The 24,212-nt window shown below is 57.4% G+C and carries 13 protein-coding genes; 4 read left to right on the top strand and 9 right to left on the bottom strand.

Annotation, left to right across the window (positions count from 1 at the left end; genetic code table 11):
- Positions 1–281: 281 nt before the first annotated feature.
- A complete protein-coding gene (locus RVM26_RS08190; protein ID WP_498941622.1) occupies positions 282–3,587 on the top strand; it encodes an STY4851/ECs_5259 family protein in 3,306 nt (1,101 codons plus the stop codon).
- The gene (locus RVM26_RS08185) at positions 3,584–9,799 is read left to right on the top strand and encodes a DEAD/DEAH box helicase (RefSeq protein ID WP_498941621.1); all 6,216 of its coding nucleotides are present in this window, start codon (positions 3,584–3,586) and stop codon (positions 9,797–9,799) included. The genes RVM26_RS08190 and RVM26_RS08185 overlap by 4 nt, the downstream gene beginning before the upstream one ends.
- Positions 9,800–10,003: 204 nt before the next feature.
- Here the strand turns inward: RVM26_RS08185 and RVM26_RS08180 are convergent, their stop codons facing one another.
- From RVM26_RS08180 to ptsP, 7 genes are all read right to left on the bottom strand, one after another.
- On the bottom strand, positions 10,004–10,444 hold the full coding sequence (locus tag RVM26_RS08180) for a gamma-glutamylcyclotransferase family protein (RefSeq protein WP_498941620.1): 441 nt from the start codon (positions 10,442–10,444) through the stop codon (positions 10,004–10,006).
- Positions 10,445–10,496: 52 nt separating this feature from the next.
- Complete coding sequence (locus tag RVM26_RS08175) at positions 10,497–11,771, bottom strand: type II toxin-antitoxin system HipA family toxin (protein WP_081135074.1); 1,275 nt, start codon at positions 11,769–11,771, stop codon at positions 10,497–10,499.
- Positions 11,768–12,025, bottom strand: a complete 258-nt coding sequence (locus tag RVM26_RS08170) for a helix-turn-helix domain-containing protein (RefSeq protein WP_052196421.1) — start codon at positions 12,023–12,025, stop codon at positions 11,768–11,770. The genes RVM26_RS08175 and RVM26_RS08170 overlap by 4 nt, the downstream gene beginning before the upstream one ends.
- Before the next feature lie 238 nt (positions 12,026–12,263).
- Complete coding sequence (gene pgi, locus RVM26_RS08165; protein ID WP_081135071.1) at positions 12,264–13,922, bottom strand: glucose-6-phosphate isomerase; 1,659 nt, start codon at positions 13,920–13,922, stop codon at positions 12,264–12,266.
- Between the two features lie 224 nt (positions 13,923–14,146).
- Positions 14,147–15,883 carry a PTS fructose transporter subunit IIBC gene (locus RVM26_RS08160; protein WP_498941619.1) on the bottom strand — a complete coding sequence of 579 codons (1,737 nt, stop codon included), beginning with the start codon at positions 15,881–15,883 and terminating at the stop codon, positions 14,147–14,149.
- A complete protein-coding gene (pfkB, locus tag RVM26_RS08155) occupies positions 15,880–16,848 on the bottom strand; it encodes a 1-phosphofructokinase family hexose kinase (RefSeq protein ID WP_498941618.1) in 969 nt (322 codons plus the stop codon). Before pfkB ends, RVM26_RS08160 begins: the two co-directional genes overlap by 4 nt.
- Positions 16,848–19,718 carry a fused PTS fructose transporter subunit IIA/HPr protein/phosphoenolpyruvate--protein phosphotransferase gene (gene ptsP / locus RVM26_RS08150; RefSeq protein ID WP_498941617.1) on the bottom strand — a complete coding sequence of 957 codons (2,871 nt, stop codon included), beginning with the start codon at positions 19,716–19,718 and terminating at the stop codon, positions 16,848–16,850. The genes pfkB and ptsP overlap by 1 nt, the downstream gene beginning before the upstream one ends.
- 236 nt (positions 19,719–19,954) lie before the next feature.
- On the opposite strand from ptsP, the gene cra reads away from it, so the two are divergent.
- Positions 19,955–20,929, top strand: a complete 975-nt coding sequence (cra, locus tag RVM26_RS08145) for a catabolite repressor/activator (protein ID WP_498941616.1) — start codon at positions 19,955–19,957, stop codon at positions 20,927–20,929.
- A 35-nt stretch (positions 20,930–20,964) separates the two neighbouring features.
- On the opposite strand, the gene RVM26_RS08140 is transcribed toward cra, so the two are convergent.
- Positions 20,965–21,441, bottom strand: a complete 477-nt coding sequence (locus RVM26_RS08140; protein ID WP_498941615.1) for a methylglyoxal synthase — start codon at positions 21,439–21,441, stop codon at positions 20,965–20,967.
- A gap of 54 nt (positions 21,442–21,495) precedes the next feature.
- Entirely contained in the window at positions 21,496–22,962 is a 1,467-nt protein-coding gene (gene pyk / locus RVM26_RS08135) for a pyruvate kinase (RefSeq protein ID WP_498941614.1), read from the bottom strand.
- 238 nt (positions 22,963–23,200) lie between these two features.
- Between pyk and gap the strand changes: the two genes are divergently transcribed.
- The gene (gene gap / locus RVM26_RS08130) at positions 23,201–24,205 is read left to right on the top strand and encodes a type I glyceraldehyde-3-phosphate dehydrogenase (protein ID WP_498941613.1); all 1,005 of its coding nucleotides are present in this window, start codon (positions 23,201–23,203) and stop codon (positions 24,203–24,205) included.
- Positions 24,206–24,212 lie beyond the last annotated feature (7 nt).

The raw sequence follows: 24,212 nt of genomic DNA, 5'->3' as shown, positions 1-24,212 counted from the left end.
CTTTGAAATTTTTTGTGAGTGTCGCATTAAGCAGCGGGAGTCATGACTTTCATATTGGTACCTATATCCATAAGTCATAGAGTGTCTGTTGATCATTCGGTATGCTACACCTATTATGAACCTCTTTTCAGAATGCAGATTATAAAAAAAAGTTGTTGAAAAAGGCGAGTTCGCTTGGTCGGGAAGTAGTGGCTGTGTTGTTGCTCAGGAGCGCACATGGTGGCGTTTTGCTCGACCCTGGGAGCGCGAAATGAGCAATAATTAAATGATAAGGGTAGCTTATGGCTCATATAAAGGGTTGGGTTTATTCATATTTAAATAAAAGGGGGCTGTCTGGCCCGAATGGTTCGCCACTTTATAGCTACGCTACTACTGATAATGAGCTTCAATTTCTGAGCGCTGCTTTAGCAGCAAATGCTGATGAGCGATACGGTCCTGTATCTGGAATTTATTGGGCTGCGGGCTTCTGTATCTTTGTCTCTGAAAAGTACCGTAGAGAGTATGATGCCCACTGGTCGTGGCAAGCTTTTGATGCCGAATTGGAGATTCAGGGGCAGCCTAACGACAGAGCTGAATGGGTCAGGCTCGGGCTGAAATTTTGGCAGCGACCACTGCGCTATCTTGAGCAGCGCGCGGATTACCTAGGGTCTCTATTTGCAGAAGGAGGCTTACCGTGGCGGCTGCTGCAGAATGAGCAGCATGGTTTTGGCCGTGCCATCAAAGCGGGGTTGAGTCACAGAAATGCCGGTCAAGAAACCGTTGCGGTGATTCGTCAGTTTGACCGATATTTCCCCAAGTCTTTCCAAAACGATAGTGTGTATCAACTGCTTGCCAGTATTGTTGGAGCCTTGCAAAGGCTTGCCAATGAGTATGAGCTTGATCAGCAGAGTGATCCAGCCGCCTTTCTGAATCAACATGCTCACGGTTGGCGTGAGCACTTTCCTCTGCCACTTGAGGAAGATAATGGAGTGGCCTTGGTCAATGAGTGGCTGGTGGATGCTAGTGTTCAGGTTAAAAAGCGCCAGCAGGCCTGCGATGCGTCACGTGCGTTCACCTGCGAACATTGGCTCAGCAGTAACCATGCATCGCCGCATTTGGAGGCCAAAGTATGGCTAGATAAGTCATTTCAGATAGATATTGAAGGACATTTGGTTACTAACACTCGGGTTGAATTGGCCCTTTATGAAGGCGAACGTCTGGCGCTAAAACTGGGTGTGGATTACGGCCAGATTGAAGGCCATCTGATGAAGGTTAGGCTACCAGTCGAGACAGCCAGCGTTATTCGTCAACAGCCGGAGGAGCCGCTCTTGCTTGTGGCATCCTGCGCAGGAGAGCGCTTGGATACGCGGGTTATTCAGTCCAGTGAGATTGATTGGCAGCATCTGCCTGCAGTCTTTGTGGAACATGATGAGGTCACTCGGTTTGTGGGCATTGCCTCGGTACAGTATCCGACTACTGAGGCCCTGTTACGCGTGCCGCCAAGCATGCAAGCTCCGTTTGCTGAAGCATTGCAAACAGATGATCTGGGTGGGCATTGGTATCGCATCAGTGGGACTTGCGTACTGGAACAAGATAGTGCTCGTTATGTCATCGAACCCGGCAAAGACGCCAACAAGACGCGTGTGGTATGGCAGGGATCCATGTCGTCGCGAAGTACCTTGCCGGTGGCGAGCTGGCGGGGCTGGCCACGCTGCCAGCTTTTGGATACGCATGATCAAGCACAGGAACCTGCAGGTTTCAGGGTCAACGGACGCCAAATTACTACCTTGGAAGCTCTGCCCAGTGCGGGCAGTTTCAAGGTGGAGGTACTGGGCGAAGGCCAGCGAGTGGTTGCCCGACGCACGCTGGGTATCTTGCCGCGTGACTTGGCAATATCTGCGCTACCGGCGTCCTCAAAAGCGCCAGCACGCCTTATTATCCGCAGCACGACGGCGCTGGAGGTACGTGTACTCAACCCTGAATTAGGTTTCAGCGTGGAACACGAGGGACTCGACAACCGGGTTTATATTGAGCCTAACAGGCAAGCGCCTGCGTTTGTGCAGCTTGATATCCGTGATTTACGTTCACCGCAGGGGGTGGTGGTACGCTTACCTTATCCCGAGGAAGGCGCTCAGCTTCTGAAGGCGAATGGTGAGCCTTTAACGAGTACCGGACTAACCCTAAAGGATGTACTGGGTACGACGTTGGCCTTGACGCCACCCCCGGATGTGGCACGTACATTTTGTGTCACGATTGAGCTAATGGGTCAGACGATTCGCCTGGAGCGGCAGTACCATTATCGTGTAAAGAATAGTACGTCCGAGGTCAGCCTCTATTCACTTTACGATGATATGCTGGCCTTACTGAGCGGTAGTGCCGAGCAGGATGCCACTTTGCGTTGTCGTGTGGAAACATCCCAGCTACACAAGCAGTTTTATATATACCCCTACCAAGCAGTAATACAATTTACAAATAAATACTGTGAGTTTTTTGAGCTAGTCGATTATTCCAACAATCCTCTGATGTGTCGCTGTGAAGGAACAACCGCAATGGCGATGAATTTGGCACACCCGGAGAGTGCGCCAGTGGCTATTTTACCCAGTGCGCCCAGCGGTGTCGTCACCGGATTTTATGAGCTTCCTAAGGCTTTGCATCAAGATGGCCCCTGGCTTTTGTACCCTGCCGAGACTGCCGCGATCGTATTCAGACCAGCCATACATGTGCCTGACCCTGCTGCTTGTCAGGTGGGTGACGAGACTGAGATACGAACGTTGCATGCCGCTGCCCGCTATTATCATCCGCAGCATTATCCGCGCGCATTTGACAGCGTTCTCGACGCCATGGCGGAGGACTTCTTTCACTCAGGGTGGAGTTATATGGCTGAGTTAAAGGCACATTACTCGCACCTTCCACTGTCTTCTTTTGAGAGCTGGAAGCATCTGGCACGCTATCCTCAGACCATGGCGCTGGCGGTGTTTCGACTTGAAATAACACCCGATTTTGCACAACGCTTGACCTACGAACTGGCGATGATCTGGGAAGTGGTTACAGTGGCACAGTGGCAGGCGGCAGTGCGGCACTATGTCGAGACGCTGGAGAGAGAGTTTGGTCTTCCTGCGTCATTGCTGGTTGATAAAGCAGTTGAACGTATGGCGCTGCTTAGTACTCAGGTACCAGTGTTTAAGGATTTCTCGGGTATTCTGTGCGCACACCGTCAGCCGTTGCCATGCGCGCCCTTAGAGATGATATTGCCTCAGTGGTTGAATGCAGTGCGTGCTCACCACCACAGCGACGACGAAGATGCATGGCCTAAGCACCTCAAGCGCTCGCTAAGCCAGTGGATACATCGACAGGAACACTTTAACTGGCTGTTCAACTGGCTAGCCGGGAGCGACCTGCCCGAGGATACCCATGCGGTGATTTTCATGCCCATATTCGCGGCGCATCTGACCGCGGGAAGCGTTGAGTTGAATACCTTGCCAGCGGAGGATGCTGAACGGCGTTTTGCGTTTAGGGTGTTATCCGACTTTGAACGGACTCTATGGTATGAGCCTGTATACTCGGCTTGCCTATCCAATATATTGAATGCCGTGGAGAATGATACATGAACGGTAATTTTACGGGCTTGATCAATCAATCACTGAAGCGTTCTCGTGAAGCCACGTTGTCTATTCTGGGCATCAATGAGGCTGGGCTGCGTACCCATCTCGCCGAGCAGATGCATGACCGTATGGGCGAGGAGGGTTGCTTTCTTGCACCGCCGGTATTTGAACATACTTTTGGCTGGCAGCCAGGTGAAGTGACCCTGGAGGATTTGCGGGGCGTTCTGCTATCTGACTCTGTGGTCAATGCGTTGACTGCGGACACAGGGCATGGGTTTGACGCGGATATGAATCCATACCTGCACCAGCTGGAAAGCTGGCAGACGTTATTGGCTGATAAGCCCATGTCGGCGGCCATTACAACGGGTACCGGGTCAGGCAAAACGGAATGTTTCATGGTACCGATCCTTGAGGATCTTGTGCGTGAATACGAGCAGCAGCAGCGCCCGCTGGTCGGAGTAAGAGCGCTATTTCTGTATCCGCTGAATGCCTTGATCAATTCCCAGCGCGAGCGCTTGGATGCCTGGACATCGCCTTTTCAGGAGGGTGTTCGTTTTTGCCTGTATAACGGTAATACCAAGGAAAGTGTTCCACAGCCGCATCAACAGCTACGCCCTAACGAGGTGCTGTCGCGCAGGCTACTCCGCCAGGAGCCTGCTCCGATCCTGATGACCAACGCTACCATGCTGGAATATATGCTGATCCGGCAGGTCGATGAGCCGATTCTGAAAATCTCACGCGAGCAGCAGTCGCTGCGTTGGATAGTGCTGGATGAAGCGCATACCTATATCGGCTCGCAGGCGGCTGAGTTGTCGTTGTTGTTACGCCGGGTGGTGGAGGCTTTCGGCAAGCAGGCCGGTGAGATTCGCTTTGTGGCCACCTCCGCGACCATCGCGGGTGAAAATGCAGCACACAGGCTGCAGACATACTTGGCATCGCTGGCGGGCGTGCCGGATGAACAGGTGGTGGTGATTGGCGGTTCGCGCCAGGTGCCGGTTGTCACGTCTCGGAAACCTGCCAATCTGAGGTTTGAAGAGATTAGCCAGATTGAGCCGGATCAACAGGTATCGGCGAAACGCTATGCAGCCCTGATCAACCATCCGCTGGCCTACCGCCTACGTGAAGCCGTGGTGAATAACGAAAAGCCACTGGATTTGAACGACCTGATGAGTGTCGTTTGTTCAGACCTGGAAAGCAGCCAGACAGCGGCCCGCCAGCAGGAAGTGCTGCAATGGCTAGATCTGATGGCGGGTACTTCACCGGCAGAGGGTGAGCCGCCTTTTCTCAAGCTTCGCTGCCATTTGCACCAGCGCATGATGCACGGGCTCTGGAGCTGTGTTGCCCCAGGGTGCCAGGCAAAATCTGCGCATCTCAGCCAATGGCCGTTCGGTAAGGTATACGTGACCCAGCGAGCCCGCTGTGAATGTTCGGCACCGGTGTATGAAGTGGCGTTCTGCAATGAGTGTAAAAAGCCACACCTAGTGGCTGAGGATACCGGCGGCACCCTGAAGCAGGCTAGCCCCTATGCTGGTGATGAATTCTCGCTGCAGGATGACAGGGATGAAGAGGTACCGGAGCAGCAGGACACCCAGTATAGCTACCAGCAGGCGATTGTTCTGGCACCAGCGCCTGCCGTGGGGTATCAAGATAGGCCGCTGGATCTTGACTCTGCAGAACTTGGAGCGTTGAACGGATCGTCGGTCATCACGGTGCATACCTCCACCGAAGAAGGCTCAGCGTGTATTCAGTGCGGCGATGCAGGGCGTCGGCCAGCCGGATTTCTGAGAAAATGCTATTTGGGTGCACCGTTTTATGTCAGTAATGCGGTGCCGACTGTATTGGAATTTTGTCCTGACCCGCAAGGTATGACACCGGAAGCTTTGCCAGGTCGAGGCCGCAAGCTGATCACCTTTACCGACAGCCGCCAGGGAACTGCGCGTATGGCGGTTAGGATGCAGCAAGAAGCAGAAAGGTCACGGCTCAGAGGGCTGGTGTTTGAGATACTGCGTAATCGGCAGGCCGCGGAAAATATGAAAGCACCTGCTTTGCCTGACCACTCGGTCGAGGAGTTATTACGACAAGCAGAGCAGCTTGAAAGTATGGGAATGTTGGATCTGGCTGAGCAAAGGCGTCAGCAAGTTGCTGATATGCAAAAGCCGGGAGCAGGAAGGCCAAAGGTTACCTTGGACTGGCAAGAAATGGTCAGTGAACTGGCCGCTGCCAACGATATCAAGCACTCGATACTGGATTACAACCGCTATGCCAACCCTGAGTTCTTTGGTGGCTACAATAACAGCCTGACGTTGGCGGGTTTGCTGCTCCTTAGGGAGTTTGCACGGCGGCCAAAAAACCAGAATAGCACAGAAACCTTAGCTTTGGTGCAGGTGGGGTATCAGGGGCTGGATAAAGTCCAGACGTTACCGCGTGAATGGGCGGAAACCCAGGTGCCAAAGGTGGGAAACCCTCATAAAAAAGAGGCGCTGTCTCTGCAGGACTGGAAAGATTTTCTCAAGGTGGCGCTGGATTTCCACGTGCGGGAAAACACCTACTTTGTGATTAACGACAGTGAGCGCCAGTGGTTAGGGGCAAAGTTTGCTTCCAAACAGTTGGTGCGGCCCAATCCAGATTATCAGGACACTACCCGGGTTAAATCCTGGCCGCAGTTCCAACCGGGTAACCGGCAGCCATCCCGCCTGATCAAGCTTTTGCTACATGGGGCTGGCCTTGACCCTGACTCAGCAATCAGCCGTGACAAAGTCAATGTTTGGCTGAAAGCCGCCTGGGAGGAGTTGACGCGGTTGCCGATTCTGCAAAATCAGGGTGGCGATGTTTATACCCTGAACCGCAACATCATGACCTTTGCTTTGCCACAAAACGCCTGGGTGTGCCCGATCAGTTATCGGTTGATGGATACCACCTTCAGAGGGCTGACCCCTTACATACCCAGAAAAGCAGAACGCTCGCAGCTGGAGTGCCAAGCCGTTGGCCTTCCGGATTTCACATCACTGTCACCACAAGGGGAAGCCGAGGGCGCGCTTGCTGCGATTCGCGAGAAAGTTGCCCGTAACGAAACGGTCCAGAAGCTGCGCCAGCAGAACCTGTGGAGTGATATTTCAGATCGCACGGTAGAAGGTGGCTTCTATTATCGCACCGCCGAGCATTCTGCCCAGCAGTCGGCACAGCGCCTGCAACAGTACGAAGCTTTGTTCCATAGTAGCAAGATCAATGTGCTGAACTGCTCGACGACCATGGAGATGGGCGTTGATATCGGTGGAATTTCGGCGGTGGTGATGAATAACGTGCCGCCGCATCCAGCGAATTATCTGCAGAGGGCAGGGCGTGCCGGCCGCCGCAGTGAACCCAGAGCAGTTGCCTACACCTTGTGCAAGGCAGACCCGCACAATACGCGTGTTTTCAACCACCCGAAATGGGCATTCAATACCGCTATTCCAGCACCGGCTATTACGCTGAATGCGCAGCCCCTGGTACAGCGCCATGTTAATGCCTACCTGCTTGCAGCCTTTCTGAAAACCTTCTCACCGACAGAAGGCGATCGTACCCGGCTGACTGTCCAGTGGTTTTTCAATGCTGACGAAGGCATGGCTGAGCGTTTTATTGACTGGCTGGGCAGTGATGCCCAGGCGTTGGAGCCCAGCATCAAGCGTATTGTCAGTTGCACATCAATGGAACTGACCCGCTTGGAGACTCTGCTCAGCCGTACTGCAGAGGCTATTCGGCCGATATCTGACAACTGGAAAGCAGAATACAGGCAGATAAAGCAGCGCCTTGCAGCAGCGGATGATGAGCGCTATTGGCGAGCACTTGAGCGTGAAAAAGCCCGTCACGAAGGCGAATACCTGCTCAAGGAATTGGCCACTAAAGCCTTTCTGCCAGGGTACGGATTTCCGACCAATGTAGTAGCGCTGAATACGTACAATGCTGAGGATTTCAACAACAGACGTCGGTCTCGCCAAGATGAGGCAGAACGGGAAGATAATATCTTTACCTACAAGGAGCAGCCATCCCGCGGGCTGGATATTGCGGTCAGGGAGTATGCGCCTGGCGCGCAGATCGTCATTGATGGTCGCGTCTATCGCTCAGCGGGTATCAAGATGCAATCCTATCAGGAAGGACCTGCGGGTAGTCACCAGAAGTTCGATGTGAGTTGGCAGTGTGCCAACTGTGGCATGCCTGGTTATCAGAATAACGCCTATGCCCACTCAAATGATCTGCACTGCTCGCAGTGCGATGCAGCTATTCCAAGCACTCAGATCAAGAAAGTGCTTCGGCCTATGGGGTTTGTCACTGATTTCTTTGAACCGACCACCAATGATGTCTCGACCCAGAGATACATACCCGTGGAGCGACCGTTGGTCTATGTCGACGGAACTGTCATTGCACTGCCTGACCCCGACTGCGGTTATGTAAGGTTCGGAGAAGATGGACAGATAGTGGTGCGCTCCGGCGGCGAGAATGGCACAGGATTTGCTGTATGTATGCGCTGCGGGCGAGCAGATTCAATGACGTCGAAGGGGGAGCTGCCTTTAGGGATGCAGCCTGATCAGTTCCACCGTCCTGTGGGTGGTGCTGTAGGGAGCAAAGTTAGACAGGAATGTTCCGGTGAAGCGGTGTTGCGTGACCTTCACCTGGGCTATCAGGCAAGAACGCATGTTGCAGAATGGGTGTTGAAAAACCCGCTGACGGGTGGATGGATCCCGGAAAATGAACAAGGTCGCGTGATTGCCATGACGCTGGCGGTTGCGCTTCGCGATGCGGTGGCTGATCAGTTGGGTATCGCCAGTAGTGAAATGGGGTTCGGCGCTCGGCCTGACCGTAGCCTGGAAACGGGAGAAAAGCGCTATGTCGTTCAGGTGTACGATAATGTTGCGGGTGGCGCGGGCTTCGTGCTGACCGCTCTGAACCAGATGACTGACTTGCTACAAGCTGCTTTTGAAAAGCTTAACTGTTCAGCCGACTGTGAAACTGTGTGCTCATCATGCCTTGCCAGCAAAGATAGCCGAGTGGAATTTGAACATCTGAATAGGCAATTAGCGACCAAATGGCTGGAGGAAGGGCAGTTTCGTCAGCATCTGGCGCTGCCTGAGCGTTTCAGCGCCCTGGATGGAGCGAGCTATTGGCCCTTTGGGCCAGACCGCTTTGTGCGCCACTGGCTGAATCGTTCTGCCCGAGAGATATCTGTTCGCCTGGTTGGTAAGCCAGAAGAGTGGAATCTGGGGGCGCCTGATGTTCGCCGCCAGTTAATGGCTTGGAAAGTGACGGACGGTTGCCAAGTCAATATTGTGCTTGAAACCCAGAACCTTCCAACCGTTATCAAGGAAGAGTTGGCGCTACTGTCACGCTTCGGTCTTCGGATTGTTGATCTTCAGACGGTTATGCCTGAGGGCATTGTGCCGCTAGTTCAACTGATCACTGCCGAGGGTAGGGCGGCGACACTGCTGACCGATAGCCCACATGCCGGTATCCCGGGCATGGGCTGGCTAACAGCACGCGATGCCAGCATCTGGGTAACCTCCGAGCAATTACCAGCCTGGGAATTATCGCCTGTTCATACGGACGGCTGGTTAGGAGTCTATGAAAGTGCCACTGTGCTTGAAGTAACACGCGAGCTGAATGGGCCTATTGCACAACTGTCGGAGCGTTGTAAAGCGTTGCTTATGGATAAAGCACCCGCCTTCATGGCACGTTTACAAAGCGATAAAGTAGTTTCCGTTTGCTATGAGGATCGCTATCTACGCTCCCCTTGGGCTGTCATGCTACTGATGGGGTTTGTGCAGGTTATTCCGAGTGAGGCTGTCGAAGCTGTCAGTGTTGATGTTGTCGCAGCGCCTGATAAAGGTGCTGGCTCGCGCCTATGGGATAACTGGGCGAGTCAGGAGGATATGCACCAGGTACTCAAACAGTGGCTATCGGCTATTCTGAATACTGAAGCAGAGGTGAATATCAGCAACTCGCTGGCGGAGGTCAGCCATCGACGTGTCCTGACACTGACACTTGAATCGGGTAAAAAGTTAAAGCTGGCCTTTGATCAGGGAATGGGATACTGGCAGTGCCATGCTATGACTTATGGAGTAAAGCGCTTTGATTTCACTCTGCCAGTAGAAGATCAGGTCAAGCAAATGCTGGAGAGTTGGAAACATATCTCGCTACTGAACTCAGGTGAGTGGCCAACGGATATTGCTCTTTATGAGATGAGTTGAACACATGTCTGAGTGCGCCTAAAGCGGTCTTTAGGAGACCGCTTTAGGCTTGGTTGAAGCTTTAGGTTGCTGGGTTGAAAGATTAAATAATCGCTTTTCTATTGGTGTCTGGGATTCTCTAGGGGCTCATTTTTAGAGTGCTTGATATGCTTGTGGTTGGTTCTTCGACCTGTTTTTAATGTGAGCTTTCATTTAATTGTATTATTATTTTTTAAATGGTTTGCGATAAGTTTCGAAAAAATTATTAATAATAAATTGGTTTATTTCCCACGTCCCATTGATTGAAAGTTTTTCTTTACTGATAGGTGGATTATAAATATAGCACCAGGCATCGCCATGGGCGGTCGCCAGCACCGCCCGGTCGTACATCCCCTCTGTCGGAGAGTGGTGCAGGTAATCTTCCAGCGCATCGAGCCGGGCCAGCCGCTCGGCATCGATGGCATACACTTCCACCAAAACGCCTGTGGAGGGCATGAGCTTGGCGCCGGGGTAGGGGCCCAAGTCGTAAAGCGTAATCGCCGTCAAGCAGTCCTGGCCCAGCATGTCTGCGCCGCCCAGCCAATGATGATTGCGATGACCGTGCTTTAACGTGCCGTATACCGCCACGCGGGGGCAGCGTTGGATTGCCTGGTAAAGGTGGTTCATGAGGATGCTCGTTTTTCGTTACCTGGGAGCTGGGTTTAGCAAGAGAATGAAGTCACCAATGCGCTGCTTTCTTGCACTGTTTTACGATGTGGTGGCGCTGTTGTTGTAAACGTGGCCAAGCGCCCTCGGATAGCCCTGCCTCTATTAAAGCTTGCTGCATTTCTGTGGAGTCAACAAATCGAAGCAGTAGCGCTTTAAGTCGCTCAATCTCTCGTTTGATGAATGGATAGCTAATTTGGCTCTGCGTCGCCAGCTGCTTCCAGTCACGAGATAAAAGCTGCATGGTGTTGTTTTGGTTGCCAATGGAGAATGCCAGGCTAGGGTCGTATCCTAAAACAATGGTGCCCACCAAGTCGTAAGCGGGAGCAATACGCCATTTGCCTTTTGCATCTTGTAGTAATGACACATTTTTTGCGTGGCCATCACTGTTACCTACCAATATGTTAAAAATTTGCCAGCGGAGCAACTGTTGCAATGCTGGGGCAGGTGGCCTGCATACCTCACGTAACAGATGAAAGCAGTCGGCCAGCGTCGGTCCGCCGTGCTCCTGGTATTTCTGCGTACGAGGTCTGCCCATTGCCTGGCATAAATCTTCCTGATGCACGCGTTGCAGAGAGCCGTTGACCCATGCTCTATCGTAACGCTCAACCACTAATAGTGGGCACTTCCCTGCATAACGTATTGAAGTGCGGGGGCACTCGATACCGGCCAGTTTGGCCAGCGTGTTGAGGTAAAGCTCATTGAAAATAACATGGTCGCGTCCATCTACCGCAAACTTGATGATATGCGAAGAGGCAGCAGTGCCTTGGGGCAAATAAAAAGCTTCCTCACGCCAGATCACAGGAATCTTGTCTTGTGCACCGGCCAGTGAAAGACGTGGCCTGGGCGCTGGTTGTGACGCTGCAAATAGCGCATAACGTTGTTGAAAGGCCGCCCACTCGTTAAGTCTTTCTTGCGGCAGTGGCGTACCGTCGTCATTGCTGGACGCAGGTTCTGGTAGTTGATGAGGCGGCAGAATCGACAGTGCCCCGGCGCAATCTCCACCAAGTGCGGTCAGCAGCGAGAAGTCGTCATCAGGAATGCCCAGTTGGCGGATAATCGCCGCACGTGCTTGCTCTTCTGGCAGTAGGTTGCCGAACCAATGATGGGCAGTCAGTGCTTCGGGCGGCCATGTCCGTTGGTGTAAAGGAAGGCTGTTGGAAATGGCCTGCCCGCTAGCTTGCCACTCTGCGTCATACTCAAAGCCCATGAGACGGCTATCTGCGCCGCGCCAGAGTGTGCCCACCCGTTGGAGGTTCTGCCACACGATGAGCGTTTCAGTGGTCATGAATCGCTATCCATTGGCTGTGCCAAAAGCTCGATACCGAGTGTTTCCAGGACGCGCAATACTCTGCCCATGCCGCATGTGTCGCGGCCGTTTTCGAGTTCACTTAAAAAGCGAATACTGACGCCGCACAGTCCCGCCAGAGTTTCCAGGGTCAGATGCTGGCGTTTACGAGCCTGACGGATGATCAGGCCAAGACTGCTGGCGGATTCAATCGAATAAAGCGCTGTGTTGGTTGGGGCAGGTAGGGTAGGCATATACGCTCCCGTTTCCCTATAAGGAAAATTACCAGACTGGAATACGTATAGTAGCCGAACTTTCCCGATGGGGAAAATAAGGTCCAGTGTAAGTGAAAAGCGGTAATTTTATCCCTATAGGGAAAGCTTGGCCGGTGGGCTGTAACGACTCGCTACCTGGGCTCGGGGCACTGCGTAAGTCTGGGCATAAAAAATGGCCCCCACCGTAGTGGAGGCCATCAGTCAATGCCGCTTGAGCCTAACGCTTCTTGCGAGCGGGCTTTTTGTCTCCGGCTTCGGGGTCTGTGCGGTGTGCGGTGCCCGGGAAGTGGGCGCGGACGAGTTCCAGCAGGCCCTGGGTGGAGGCGTCGAAGTCGGCGGCGTTGGCGTCGATGCGCTCGCTGATCTCACCGGCAATGCGTTTGCCGAGCTGCACGCCCCACTGGTCGAAGGAGTTGATGTTCCAGATCACCCCTTGAACGAACACCTTGTGCTCATACAGCGCAATCAGCGCGCCGAGGTTTTTCGGCGTCAGCTCGTCCAGCAGTAGCGTGCTGGAAGGGCGGTTGCCGGGACAGCTGTAGGGGTCCAGTTGGCTCAGTTCTTTGCTGTCGCCCTGGCTGCCTTCCATGAAGGCGTTGGCCTGGGCCAGCATGTTGGTGAGCAGGGCAAAGTGGTGGTCTTCCACGCCCGGCTCCGGCTTGAGCGAAGCGATGAAGTCGATGGGCACGTAGCGGGTGCCCTGGTGCAACAGCTGGAAGAACGCGTGCTGGCCGTTGGAGCCGGTTTGCCCCCACACGATGGGGCCGGTTTTGTAATTCACCGGGTGGCCGAAAATATCCACCGACTTGCCGTTGGACTCCATGTCCAGCTGCTGCAGGAAAGAGGGCAGCTGGTTCAGCGCCTGGTCGTAGGGCACGATGGCCTGGGTTTCGGCGCCAATGAAGTTGATGTACCAAATGCCGATCAGCGCCATCAATACGGGCATGTTCTGGGCGAACGGCGCTTCGATGAAGTGGCGGTCCATCTCGTGGGCGCCTTCCAGCAGCTCGATAAAGCCTTCGAAGCCAATCGAGAGCGCAATGGGCAGGCCAATGGAAGACCACATGGAGTAGCGGCCGCCCACCCAGGCCCAGAATTCGAACACGTTCTCTTCACGAATGCCGAACTCCATGGCCGCTTTGCGGTTGGTGGAGGCGGCAATGAAGTGCGCCCCCACGTCGGCGTCTTCCCCGGCGTTCTCCAGGAACCAGCGCCGCGCAGTCTTGGCGTTGAGCAGGGTCTCCTGAGTGGAGAAGGTCTTGGTAGAAACGATGAACAGCGTGGTGGCGGGGTCGAGCCGTGAGAGCACTTTCTGAATGTGAGTGCCGTCCACGTTGGACACGAAGTGAAAGTGTAGCTCCGGATGCCGGTATTTCAGCAGCGCCCGCACCGCCATGTTGGGGCCCAGGTCCGAGCCGCCAATGCCGATATTGACCACGTCCTTGATGCGCTGGCCGTTGTAGCCTTTCCACTCGCCGTTACGCACCGCCTCGGAGAACACCTTAATCTGCTCGCGGGTGCGGGTGATTTCGGGCATCACGTCTTCGCCGTCCACGTAGACCGGCTCGTCGCCCAGATGGCGTAGCGCGGTGTGCAGCACCGGGCGGTTTTCGGTGACGTTGATGATGTCGCCGGAGAACATCTGAGCGCGGCGCTGTACCAGGGCCGAGTGGTCGGCCAGTTCGATCAGCTTGGCCAGTACCGCATCAGACACCTGGTGCTTGGAGTAGTCCAGAAAAAGGCCTCCGACGCGCAGGCTCATTTTTTCGAAGCGCTTCGGGTCGTGGGAAAAATAGTCGCGAATACGGTCGTTGGCGGTTTGATCGCGCAGGCGCTCTAGGGCCTGCCAGGTAACGCTGCGGGTGAGTTGAAACATAACGGGCGGTCCTATTTGTTTTTACATCGTTGTTTCAGATCAGAGGGGGCTCCAATCGTGATTCTTATTTATGTAAAAATACTACATATCGGGCGCCATGAAAGCGCTTTGTAGCTTAAGTCGTTAGAAAAAGAGTAATAAAACTAGATTTGGTGCGAGCTGGGGGGCGTGACTACAAAAAGGGCGGGCCTGGGCCCGCCCCTGGTAAGGCCAATGTGCAACCGTTAGCTGGCCACCGCTACCTGTGCAGCACCGCGCTTGATGAACGCATAGCCCAGCCCAGTAATCAAGGAGCCCGCAATGATCGCCCCCAGGTAGAGGAACGCCGGGGTGATGGCGTTGGGGATCAGGAGCACGAAGATACCGCCGTGCGGCGCCATCAGCTGAGCGCCGATCAGCATGGAGAGCGCGCCGGTCACCGCACCACCCGCGATACAGGCCGGAATCACCCGCAGCGGATCTTTCGCGGCAAAGGGAATCGCGCCTTCGCTGATGAAGCACAGGCCCAGCACGAACGATGCCTTGCCCGCTTCCCGCTCAGGGGCAGAGAACTTGTTGCGCGCCACAAAGCTGGCGATGCCCATGCCAATGGCAGGCACCATGCCTGCTGCCATGATGGCCGCCATGGGCGCGTAGGTTTGTGATGCCAGCAGGCCCACGCCGAAGGTGTAGGCGGCTTTGTTGACGGGCCCACCCAGGTCGAAGCACATCATGGCGCCCAGCAGAATGCCCAGCAGCACGGCGTTGGTAGAGCCCATGGAGGAGAGGAAACCAGTCAGGGCGGCCATGATGGCGGCCACGGGTTCGCCGATTACGTAGATCATGGTCAGGCCGGTGACCAGGCTGGCCACGAACGGGATGATCAGAATCGGCTTGAGGGATTCCACGCTGGCAGGCAGCTTGACGTACCGCGTCACGGCCAGTGCCACATAGCCGGCCAGGAAACCGGCCAGAATGCCGCCGATGAAACCGGCATCGATACTGGCGGCCAGCATGCCGCCGATCATGCCGGGGGCGATGCCGGGGCGGTCGGCAATCGAGTAGGCAATGTAGCCTGCCAGCACGGGAATCATCAGTGCAAAGGCGGTGCCGCCACCGATCTGCATCAATGCTGCCGCCAGGGTGCCCTCTTCCTGAAACGCTTCGATACCAAACACGAACGACAGGGCAATCAACAGACCGCCCGCCACGACCATGGGCAGCATGAAGGAAACGCCGGTCAGCAGGTGCTTGTAGACGCCTTTTTCCTTGATACCCTTTTTGGCCGAGGCACCGCCAGCGGCGCTGGTGCCATCTTCCACCGCTGCGTCAGTCAGCGCGGCTTCCAGCGTCGGGCGGGGCTTTTTCAACGCGTTGCTGGTGGAGGTGCGATAAATGCGCTTGCCCGCAAAGCGAGAGGGGTCCACTTCGATGTCGCAGGCCAGCACGACCACGTCGGCAGCGGCGATCTCTTCATCGGTGAGTTTGTTTTGTGCACCCACCGAGCCCTGGGTTTCCACGCGAATCTGGTGGCCCATGGCTTTGCCCGCCTCGGCCAGCGCTTCGGCGGCCATGAAGGTGTGAGCAACGCCGGTGGGGCAGGCGGTGACGGCAACGATACGTTGGCCGCCTGGGCTGCCAGCGGGGGCCGCTGCGGTGGTGGCCGGGGCGCTGTACAGGGGGGCGTCGCGTTTTGCCTGGGTCAAAAACGCTGTAGGATCGGGAAGGGCGCTGGCAATCGGCGCCTTGAACAGCCGCTTACCTTCGAAACGCTCCGGGGCCGGTACCTGGTCGGCGGCGACCACGATCAGGTCGGCGTTGGCGATCTGTTCGGCGGTGGCCGCCTGCAGAGGGGCAATTTCACCATGCATTTCCACATGGATGTGCCAGCCCAGCCGGGTGGCGGCTTGTTCCAGGCGCTTGGCGGCCAGGAAGGTGGTCGCCATGCCGCTGGGGCAGGCGGTAATCAGGATCAGGTTCATCGCGTGGCTCCCTCGGTGTGGGTGTCGTCAAGACGCCGTACCCGGGTCTGTTGTTGGAGTGAGTCGAAATCGTCGGCGTGGGGGTTGCCCACGCCAACATGGCGAACGGCTTCGGCAGATAGCGCCGTGGCGAAGCGCAGCGTGGTGTCGGGGTCGTGCTGGCTCAGCAGCCCATGCAGCATGCCCGCCACAAAGGTGTCGCCCGCGCAAACGGTATTGGTGGCGGTGACGGTGGGTGGCGTGGATTGCCAAATGCCGTGCTGGCTCACCCATAAAACGCCATCGGCACCCGCTGAAATCAGCGCGTGTTCGATACCGCTGGCATGCAGGCGCTGGGCAGCAGCTTGGCGCTGGGCATCGGAATCGAGGGCGTGCCCCGCCCACTCGGCCAGCTCGGTTTCATTGGGCTTCACCGCCGCAGGCTGGGCGGCGATGGCCGTCAGCAGTGCCGGACCGCTGGTATCCACCCACAGCGGCACGCCAAAGCCTTTCAGGAAATCGAGTAGCTCATTGAAGATGGCCGAGTCGATGCCCGGCGGCAGGCTGCCTGCCACGACGATGGCCTGCGGCGCAGTGTCCTCGAACAGGCCGTTGAGCGTCGTACGCAGAGCGCTGAGATGAGCTGCTTCGATGGGCATGCCGGGGCCGTTGATATCGGTCACCCGACCGCTCTGCTCGGCCAGTTTGGCATTGATGCGCGTGCTGCCCGGCACCCGCACGAAGGCGTCGATGACGCTGTAACGGGGGAAGGCGAGGCTGAAAGGAGCGTCGTTCTCTTCGCCCAAAAAGCCGCTGACGACCACCTCATGGCCAAGGCTGGCCAGTACTCGGGCGACGTTCACCCCTTTACCGGCCGCTTCTAGCTGCGCGCCGGTGGGGCGGTTGACGTGCCCCAGCGTCAGCGCCTCCAGATTGAAGGCGAGATCCAGCGCGGGGTTGAGCGTAATACAGACCACGCGTGCCATTAGCGGGCCTCCAGGGCGTCGCGGACGTCGTCGCTGGTAGCTTGGCTCAGCGCCAACTGGGCACTAGCCTGGGCTTGGGCAAGATCAAACTCGCGCAGGCGGGCTTTGACCAGCGGGATTTGGCGTGCACTCACCGAGAGTTCATCGACACCTAAGCCCACCAGAACCGGTACGGCCATGGCATCAGAAGCCAGTTCACCACACACACCGACCCATTTGCCGTGGGCGTGGGCGGCCTCAACGGTCATTTGAATCAACCGCAGTACCGCCGGGTGCAGGCCATCGGCTTGAGCGGATAGCTCTGGGTGGCCGCGATCAATCGCGAGGGTGTACTGGGTTAAATCGTTGGTACCGACTGAGAAGAAGTCGACCTCGGCGGCCAGCGTCGGTGCTAGAAGAGCGCTGGAAGGGACTTCGATCATCACGCCAAGCTGTACGTCGGTGGCGCGCTGCTGCGGGGAGATCTCGTTGAGCAGGCGGTCGTAAATGGCTTTGGCGGCGCGGAATTCGGCCACGTCCTTGACCATCGGCAGCATGATGCGCAGCGGTTTGCCTACGGCGGCCATCAGCAGGGCGCGAAGCTGCGTTTCCAGCACGTCCGGCTGGGTCAGCGCTAAGCGAATACCGCGCAGGCCGAGGAAGGGGTTGTCTTCCTGGGGCACCGGCCAGTAGGGCAGCGGTTTGTCGCCGCCGACGTCCAGGGTGCGGGCGACGAGCGGGCGGCTATTAAGCGCATCGGTGGCTTCGCGGTACTCGGCGATTTGCGTGGCGAGATCCGGCGCGCTGGAATAGGCCATGAACAGGAACTCGGTGCGCAAAAGGCCGACCCCTTCCGCGCCGCGCTCTACCGCATCGGCGGCGTGGGCGGTGTTGCCCAGGTTGGCGGCAACCTCAACCCGGTGGCCGTCGCGGGTTTGCGCGTCCTCGAAGCGTAGCTCCCAGGCGTCCGCTTCACGCTGCTGCTGGTCGAGCAGCTGCTGTTCGGCGCGGCGCAGGCGCTCCTCGGAAGGCTGCGAGGTTACGCGGCCACGCTCGCCGTCCAGAATCATCATGCTGCCGTTATGCAGCGCCATCACCGCTTCCCCGGCGCCTACGACGGCAGGAATGCCCAGCGCACGGGCCAGGATGGCGCTGTGGGCGGTGGCGCCGCCGCGCACGGTCAGCAGGCCACGCACGCGGGAGGTATCCAGGCGGGCCACATCGGAGGGGCCGATATCGTCCATGACCAAGATATAGGGGTGGTCGGGCGGCTCGGGCAGGCTGACGTCGCACAAAATGCCTAACACACGGCGGCCGACATCGCGCAGGTCGGCGGCGCGTTCGGCCAGCAACCGGTCGGCCAGCATCTCTTGGGCGTGGGCGGCGGTGTCGATGGCTTCCCACCAGCCTGCTTCCGCCGAGCGGCCTTCGCGGATGGCGTCAATCGCCGCCTGGTGCAGTTCGGGGTCGTCGAGCATCTCTTCGTGCATGGAGAGAATGTCGGCGACTTCGCCGCCGGGCGCTTTATGTACCAGCGCCTGCAGCTGGGCGGCGCCTTCCTGCAGCGCTGCCTCCAGGCGGGCGATCTCGTCGTCGGGCTGATTGGCGTGCTCAGGATAGTCGAACTGCATCGGGCGAATGACGAACACCGGGGCAATCGCCAAACCCGGCGAAGCGGCAACGCCGGAATGGGGCGTATCGGCAGCCAGTGGTTCGACGGCGGGCTTACTGGTGCTAGCGGCTGGGGCCGCGTCGCGACCGCCATCGAAGGGCGTGACTTTCTCACCCAAGCCACTCTCGACGGCGGCGGCAATGGCGTCTAACGCGGCATTTGCCTGTTCGCCCTCGGCGGAGAAAATCAGCCACTGGCCGCGGCGCGCGCCTAGGCCAATCACTTTGGTCAAGCTGGCGGCGGAGACGGTAGTGGCGCTGCCCTCTTCCAGGCGTACGTTGATAGGCATGGGCTGGGCACGAGCGATCTGTACCAGCTGTTTGGCCGGGCGGGCGTGCAGGCCGTGGGGGTTCAGAACGCGCACGCGGCGGGTTTGGGTGCTGGCGGTTTCACCGGCCAGCGCTGCCAGCAGTTGGGCGCTATTTTTGCCCACAAAGCTGTCGCTTTCGCCGTTCTCTAGTACCGCCATCAACTGTTCGAGCAGCGGCCGGTGGGCATCGCCGCTGGCGGCCAAGCAGAACAGCGCATGAACCGGATGACCGCTATGCTCGATGGTGCTATCGGCGGGCGTTGCCACGCCTAGTGCGGGCTGGTTCACCCCTTGGGCGTGGCTTGAAAGCCATAAGCCTTTGCCCAACCACTGGGGCTGGGCGCTCGCCACGGCACTAATAAAGCCGTTATCCACGCAGCCGCTTTGACGCAGCCGCGCTGCCGCCGCCAGGGCCAGTTCCTGCGGGTCGCGGGCGGGGAAGTTAACACACAGCGTATCGGCATCCAGGCGCGGTGCTAATGACGGCTTAGAGAGCAGGCGCGCAACATCGACGGCGGAGCTGGCGCGGGCCAACTCGGTTGCTACACCCTCGCGGTCGAGGACGTGGGTAAGCTGGCGCAGAATATCCAGGTGCTCGTCGTTTTGTGCCGCTATCGTGACCAGTACGTGAACGGTGTTGCCGTCGTGCCACTGCACCCCTTTAGGGAACTGCAGCACCCGTACGCCGGTACGTTTGACGTGATGGCGGCTTTCCGGAGTGCCGTGGGGAATGGCAATGGCGTTGCCTAGGTACGTTGAGGACTGCGCTTCGCGGGCGTGGAGGCCATCGCGATACTCGGCCGCAACCAGGCCAGCCTCTGCCAGAGCGTTGGCGGCGCTGTCGAGCGCAGCTTGCCAATCCTGCGCATGGCGGTCGAGCAAGATGTCATCAGGGCCGAGGGTCAGCATAGGGTTCTCCTGTAAACGCGGTCAGGCAACGGCAGCGTCTGCGATTGGCGGCGAATGTGCGCGCATAAAACGTTAGTCGTAGAGCGTTGAGGTTAACTGGATGAATCGTGTCACCTGTGTATAGTGGCTATGCTGAATCGATTCACTTTTCGACACAAGGGTTGTCTTTTAAGACTTTGGTCTGAAGAGGGTAAAACGGCTGCTAAACTGCCGTCTTCATCTAGGGAGAAACCAGCATGACACTTGCCGATATTGCCCGGCTTGCCGGGGTCTCGCGCACCACGGCAAGCTATGTAATCAACGGCCAGGCCGAACAGCGGCGAATCAGTGCCGCCACCATCGAAAAAGTCATGGCGGTGGTGCGTCAGCACCGCTATCACATTGACCCCCAGGCCGCCGCGCTGCGCCGGGGCGCTAGCCGCTTAATTGGCCTGATCGTCCCGGATTTAGAAAACATCAGCTATGCGCGCCTCGCTAAACGCTTGGAGCGCGGTGCTCGTGAGCGCGGCTACCAGCTGCTGGTGGTGAGTTCCGATGACTGCGCGGATAGTGAGCGCGCGCTGGCCTTGGCGCTGCGCGCCCAGCGCTGTGAGGTGCTGATTACCGCCAGCTGTCTGCCAGAGAGCGACACTTTTTATACGGATTTGGTCGACGAAGGCTGGAGCGTCGTTGGGATGGACCGTGGCCTGACCCCCGAGCGTTTTGCCAGCGTGGTGAGCAATGACCAAGAGGCGGCTTACGCGCTGACGCGCTCGGTGATGGGTAGCGCAGCGCGGCGCATCGCCTGGCTGGATGCAATGCCTGAGCTGTCGGTTAGCCGGGAGCGCCGTGCGGGATTCTTAGAGGCATTAGAAGGGCAGGGAGTTGAAGCCGTCACCTTTAGCGGCGAGCGCTATGAGCGTGACGTAGGCGTTGAGCTGGCTAAGCAAGCCTTGGCGGTAGGTGAGATCGACGCGCTGGTCACGGCGTCTTATGCGCTCATGGAAGGTGTGTTTGATGAGCTGCTCGCCCAGGGTGGGCTGCCAGAGACACTTCGGTTAGCCACGTTTGGTGACCACCGCCTGCTAGATTTTCTGCCGCAGCCGGTCAATTCGGCACTGCAAGATTACGACCGCATCGCCGAGCTGACGCTGCAGTGCGCGCTCGGCGCGATGAACGGAAGCTACCAATGCGGTCAGCAGGTGGTGGCACGCCACCTGCGTACTCGCTAAGTAAGAGGTGCGCGCGGCTATAGCGTGCGTGCCTATTATACCGTGCGGGCCTTTGCCCAGGCATTCGCGTCTGGAATCGACATATCGTAGCGTTCGGCCAAGTAGGGCGAGGAGAGTAGAAAGTCAGCACTCGCCGCATTACACGCTACCGGCACGTTCCACAGCGCCGCTAAACGCAGCAGTGCTTTCACGTCTGGGTCGTGGGGCTGCGGTGCAAAGGGGTCCCAGAAGAAAACCAGCACGTCGAGCTGCTGCTCGGCGATGCGCGCCCCAATCTGCTGGTCGCCGCCTAGCGGCCCGCTCATTAAGCCTTCCACTTCTAGCCCCAGGGCGGTTTTCAGCCGCCCGGCGGTAGTGCCTGTGCCAATCAGCGTGTGCTGGCTGAGTGTGTCTTGCCAGCGCGTCGCCCACTCCAGCATCTCGGTTTTTTTGCCATCGTGGGCAATCAGCGCAATACGCTTGCGCGGTTGCAGCGTGCGCACGGTTTGGCGGGGTGGGCGGGCATCGTTCATGGCATGGCTCTCCTGGTCATTCGCTTGTTATTCATCGTCCGTCGAGACGGTTATTCATTCGGCGTCGACGGCCAGTACTTTCATGGTGTTGGTGCCACCGTGGGCATTCATGTGGTCGCCGCGAGTAAGAATGACATGCTCGCCTGGGCGTGCCAATCCATGGGCTTTCAGCAGCTTGATGGCTTCCTGGTTCACTTCGGTCGCCTCCATGTGCGTGGTATCGAATGGAAGCGAGACCACGCCGCGGTAAAGCGCCATGCGCCGCTGGGCGATGGGGCTATGGGCCAAGCCGACGATTGGCAGGCCCGAGCGAATGCGCGAGGCAATCAGCGGCGTGTAGCCGGTGGAGGTCATGCAGGCAATGGCGCGTACGCCGGTCAGATGGTTGGCGGCGTACATGGCGGAGAGCGCAATGGTTTCATCGATCCGCTCGAAGCCTTCATGGATGCGGTGGCCGGAGGCTTGAGCAATGCGCTCCCGCTCGGCACCCAGGCAGACGCGGTCCATGGCTTCGATGGTTTCCACCGGGTAGCCGCCTGCCGCCGTTTCCGCCGAGAGCATGACGGCATCGGTGGCGTCGAGCACGGCGTTGGCTACGTCGAAGACTTCCGCACGGGTGGGGAGCGGCGATTCGATCATCGACTCCATCATTTGGGTGGCGGTGATCACCGCGCGATTCAGCGAACGGGCATGCTTGATAATGCGCTTTTGCGTGCCGATCAGCGCCTCATCGCCAATCTCTACGCCCAGGTCGCCGCGAGCGACCATGACTGCTTCTGACGCTTCGATGATGGCGTCTAGAGTTTCGTCGTTGGCGACGGCTTCGGCACGCTCCAATTTCGCCACCAGCCCGATCTCTTTGCCCTCGTCGCCCAGTAGAGCACGCGCTTCCTGCATGTCGGCGGCGCTGCGTGGAAACGAAACGGCGAGGTAATCCACGCCAATCTCGATGGCGGTTTTCAGGTCTTCTTTATCCTTATCGGTCAGCGCTGGGGCGGAAAGGCCGCCACCTTGCTTGTTGATGCCTTTATTGTTGGACAGCTTGCCGCCCACGTGAACTCGGGTGTGAACTTCTTGCCCAACGATAGACGTGACGTCCAGCACGACGCGACCATCGTCCAGCAGCAGACGGTCGCCGGGGGCGACGTCATCGATGAGCGCTTTGTAGTCGCAGCCGACGCGCTCGCTGCTGCCGCCATTGGCATCCAGTGCCATGTCCAGCACGAACGGTTGACCAACCTCGAGGTGAACGGCGCCTTCGGCAAAGCGCGAAATGCGAATTTTAGGGCCCTGCAAGTCGCCGAGGGCGGCGACACTGCGGCCCAGGCGCTGGGCGATCTCGCGGACATCGGTGAGGCGGCGGCGATGATCATCAGCAGAGCCGTGGGAGAAGTTGAGGCGCACCACGTCAACGCCCGCTTTTAGCATGGCTTCCAATACCCCAGGACGGTCGCTGGCTGGGCCAAGCGTGGCGACGATTTTGGTACGGCGTAGGGGAGTCGAGGACGTTGCGCGTGTCATAGGGGCTCCTGGGGGCAGCGTTGCTGAACGTGGCCCGATAAAGGGCGGGTGAATCGTTGATTAAGTATTGGACTACGATAGCCTTTATATAGTAATTTTACTACATATTGGATAGTTATTAGCCTTTAGGGGCGGTTATGGCAGGTTTTAATCGGCCTACAGGTGATTAAATACGTATTTTTAGTAATTTTTTTACTGGATACGCCATCTACGACCACTGCTTGATTGAGGTGCTACCATGACAATAAGAGTTGCCATTAACGGATTTGGACGGATTGGCCGCAACGTACTGCGTGCACTGTATGAAAACGGCTACCGTGATCGCGTTCAGGTCGTTGCGATCAATGATCTGGGTGACCCTTCGCTTAACTCCCATCTACTGCGTCATGATACGGTTCACGGTCACTTCCCCTTCAGTGTCGAGCATGACGCCGAAAGCATCAGCGTAGATGGTGATCGTATTACGATCTCCTCCGAGCGTGATCCGGCCAACCTACCCTGGGCGTCCATGGATATCGATCTCGTCATGGAGTGTACTGGTCTGTTCACCAAGCGCGAGGCGGCTGCCAAGCATATTGCTGCGGGCGCCAAGCGTGTGCTGATCTCAGCTCCCAGCCCGGACGCGGATGCCACCATCGTTTACGGCGTGAATGACGATATCCTCACCGCTGAACACACTGTGGTGTCCAACGCGTCGTGCACGACGAACTGCCTGGCACCGGTTGCCAAAGCGCTGAACGACGCTGTTGGTATCGAAAACGGCCTGATGACCACGGTTCATGCCTACACCAACGACCAAAATCTGTCGGATGTGTACCACTCCGACCCCTACCGTGCCCGTAGCGCTACCCACTCCATGATTCCGACCAAGACCGGCGCGGCTGCTGCAGTAGGTCTGGTATTACCTGAACTGGCGGGCAAGTTCGACGGTTTGGCGGTGCGCGTACCGGTGATCAACGTCTCTCTGGTGGATCTGACTTTCACGGCAGGACGTGATACGACCAAAGAGGAGATCAACGAGATCGTTGAGAAAGCCGCCGCGAACTCCCCTGTCCTGGCGGTTAACGCCCAGCCGCTGGTGTCTATCGACTTCAATCACGATGCGCACTCGTCCACCTTTGACGCTAACCATACTCGCGTTAATGGTCGTCTGGTGAAGATCATGGCGTGGTACGACAACGAGTGGGGCTTCTCCAACCGTATGTTGGATACCGCCATCGCGATGCAGAAAACCGCCAAATAACGCCTGT

The sequence above is a fragment of the Halomonas sp. KM072 genome, from assembly GCF_050710315.1.
Classification (GTDB): domain Bacteria; phylum Pseudomonadota; class Gammaproteobacteria; order Pseudomonadales; family Halomonadaceae; genus Vreelandella; species Vreelandella hamiltonii.
This window is presented reverse-complemented; position numbering and strand designations above follow the sequence as displayed.

Coding starts and splice junctions, on each gene's coding strand:
- RVM26_RS08190 (WP_498941622.1), top strand. CDS start 282: ATGGCTCATATAAAGGGTTGGGTTTATTCATATTTAAATAAAAGGGGG.
- RVM26_RS08185 (WP_498941621.1), top strand. CDS start 3,584: ATGAACGGTAATTTTACGGGCTTGATCAATCAATCACTGAAGCGTTCT.
- RVM26_RS08180 (WP_498941620.1), bottom strand. CDS start 10,444: ATGAACCACCTTTACCAGGCAATCCAACGCTGCCCCCGCGTGGCGGTA.
- RVM26_RS08175 (WP_081135074.1), bottom strand. CDS start 11,771: ATGACCACTGAAACGCTCATCGTGTGGCAGAACCTCCAACGGGTGGGC.
- RVM26_RS08170 (WP_052196421.1), bottom strand. CDS start 12,025: ATGCCTACCCTACCTGCCCCAACCAACACAGCGCTTTATTCGATTGAA.
- pgi (WP_081135071.1), bottom strand. CDS start 13,922: ATGTTTCAACTCACCCGCAGCGTTACCTGGCAGGCCCTAGAGCGCCTG.
- RVM26_RS08160 (WP_498941619.1), bottom strand. CDS start 15,883: ATGAACCTGATCCTGATTACCGCCTGCCCCAGCGGCATGGCGACCACC.
- pfkB (WP_498941618.1), bottom strand. CDS start 16,848: ATGGCACGCGTGGTCTGTATTACGCTCAACCCCGCGCTGGATCTCGCC.
- ptsP (WP_498941617.1), bottom strand. CDS start 19,718: ATGCTGACCCTCGGCCCTGATGACATCTTGCTCGACCGCCATGCGCAG.
- cra (WP_498941616.1), top strand. CDS start 19,955: ATGACACTTGCCGATATTGCCCGGCTTGCCGGGGTCTCGCGCACCACG.
- RVM26_RS08140 (WP_498941615.1), bottom strand. CDS start 21,441: ATGAACGATGCCCGCCCACCCCGCCAAACCGTGCGCACGCTGCAACCG.
- pyk (WP_498941614.1), bottom strand. CDS start 22,962: ATGACACGCGCAACGTCCTCGACTCCCCTACGCCGTACCAAAATCGTC.
- gap (WP_498941613.1), top strand. CDS start 23,201: ATGACAATAAGAGTTGCCATTAACGGATTTGGACGGATTGGCCGCAAC.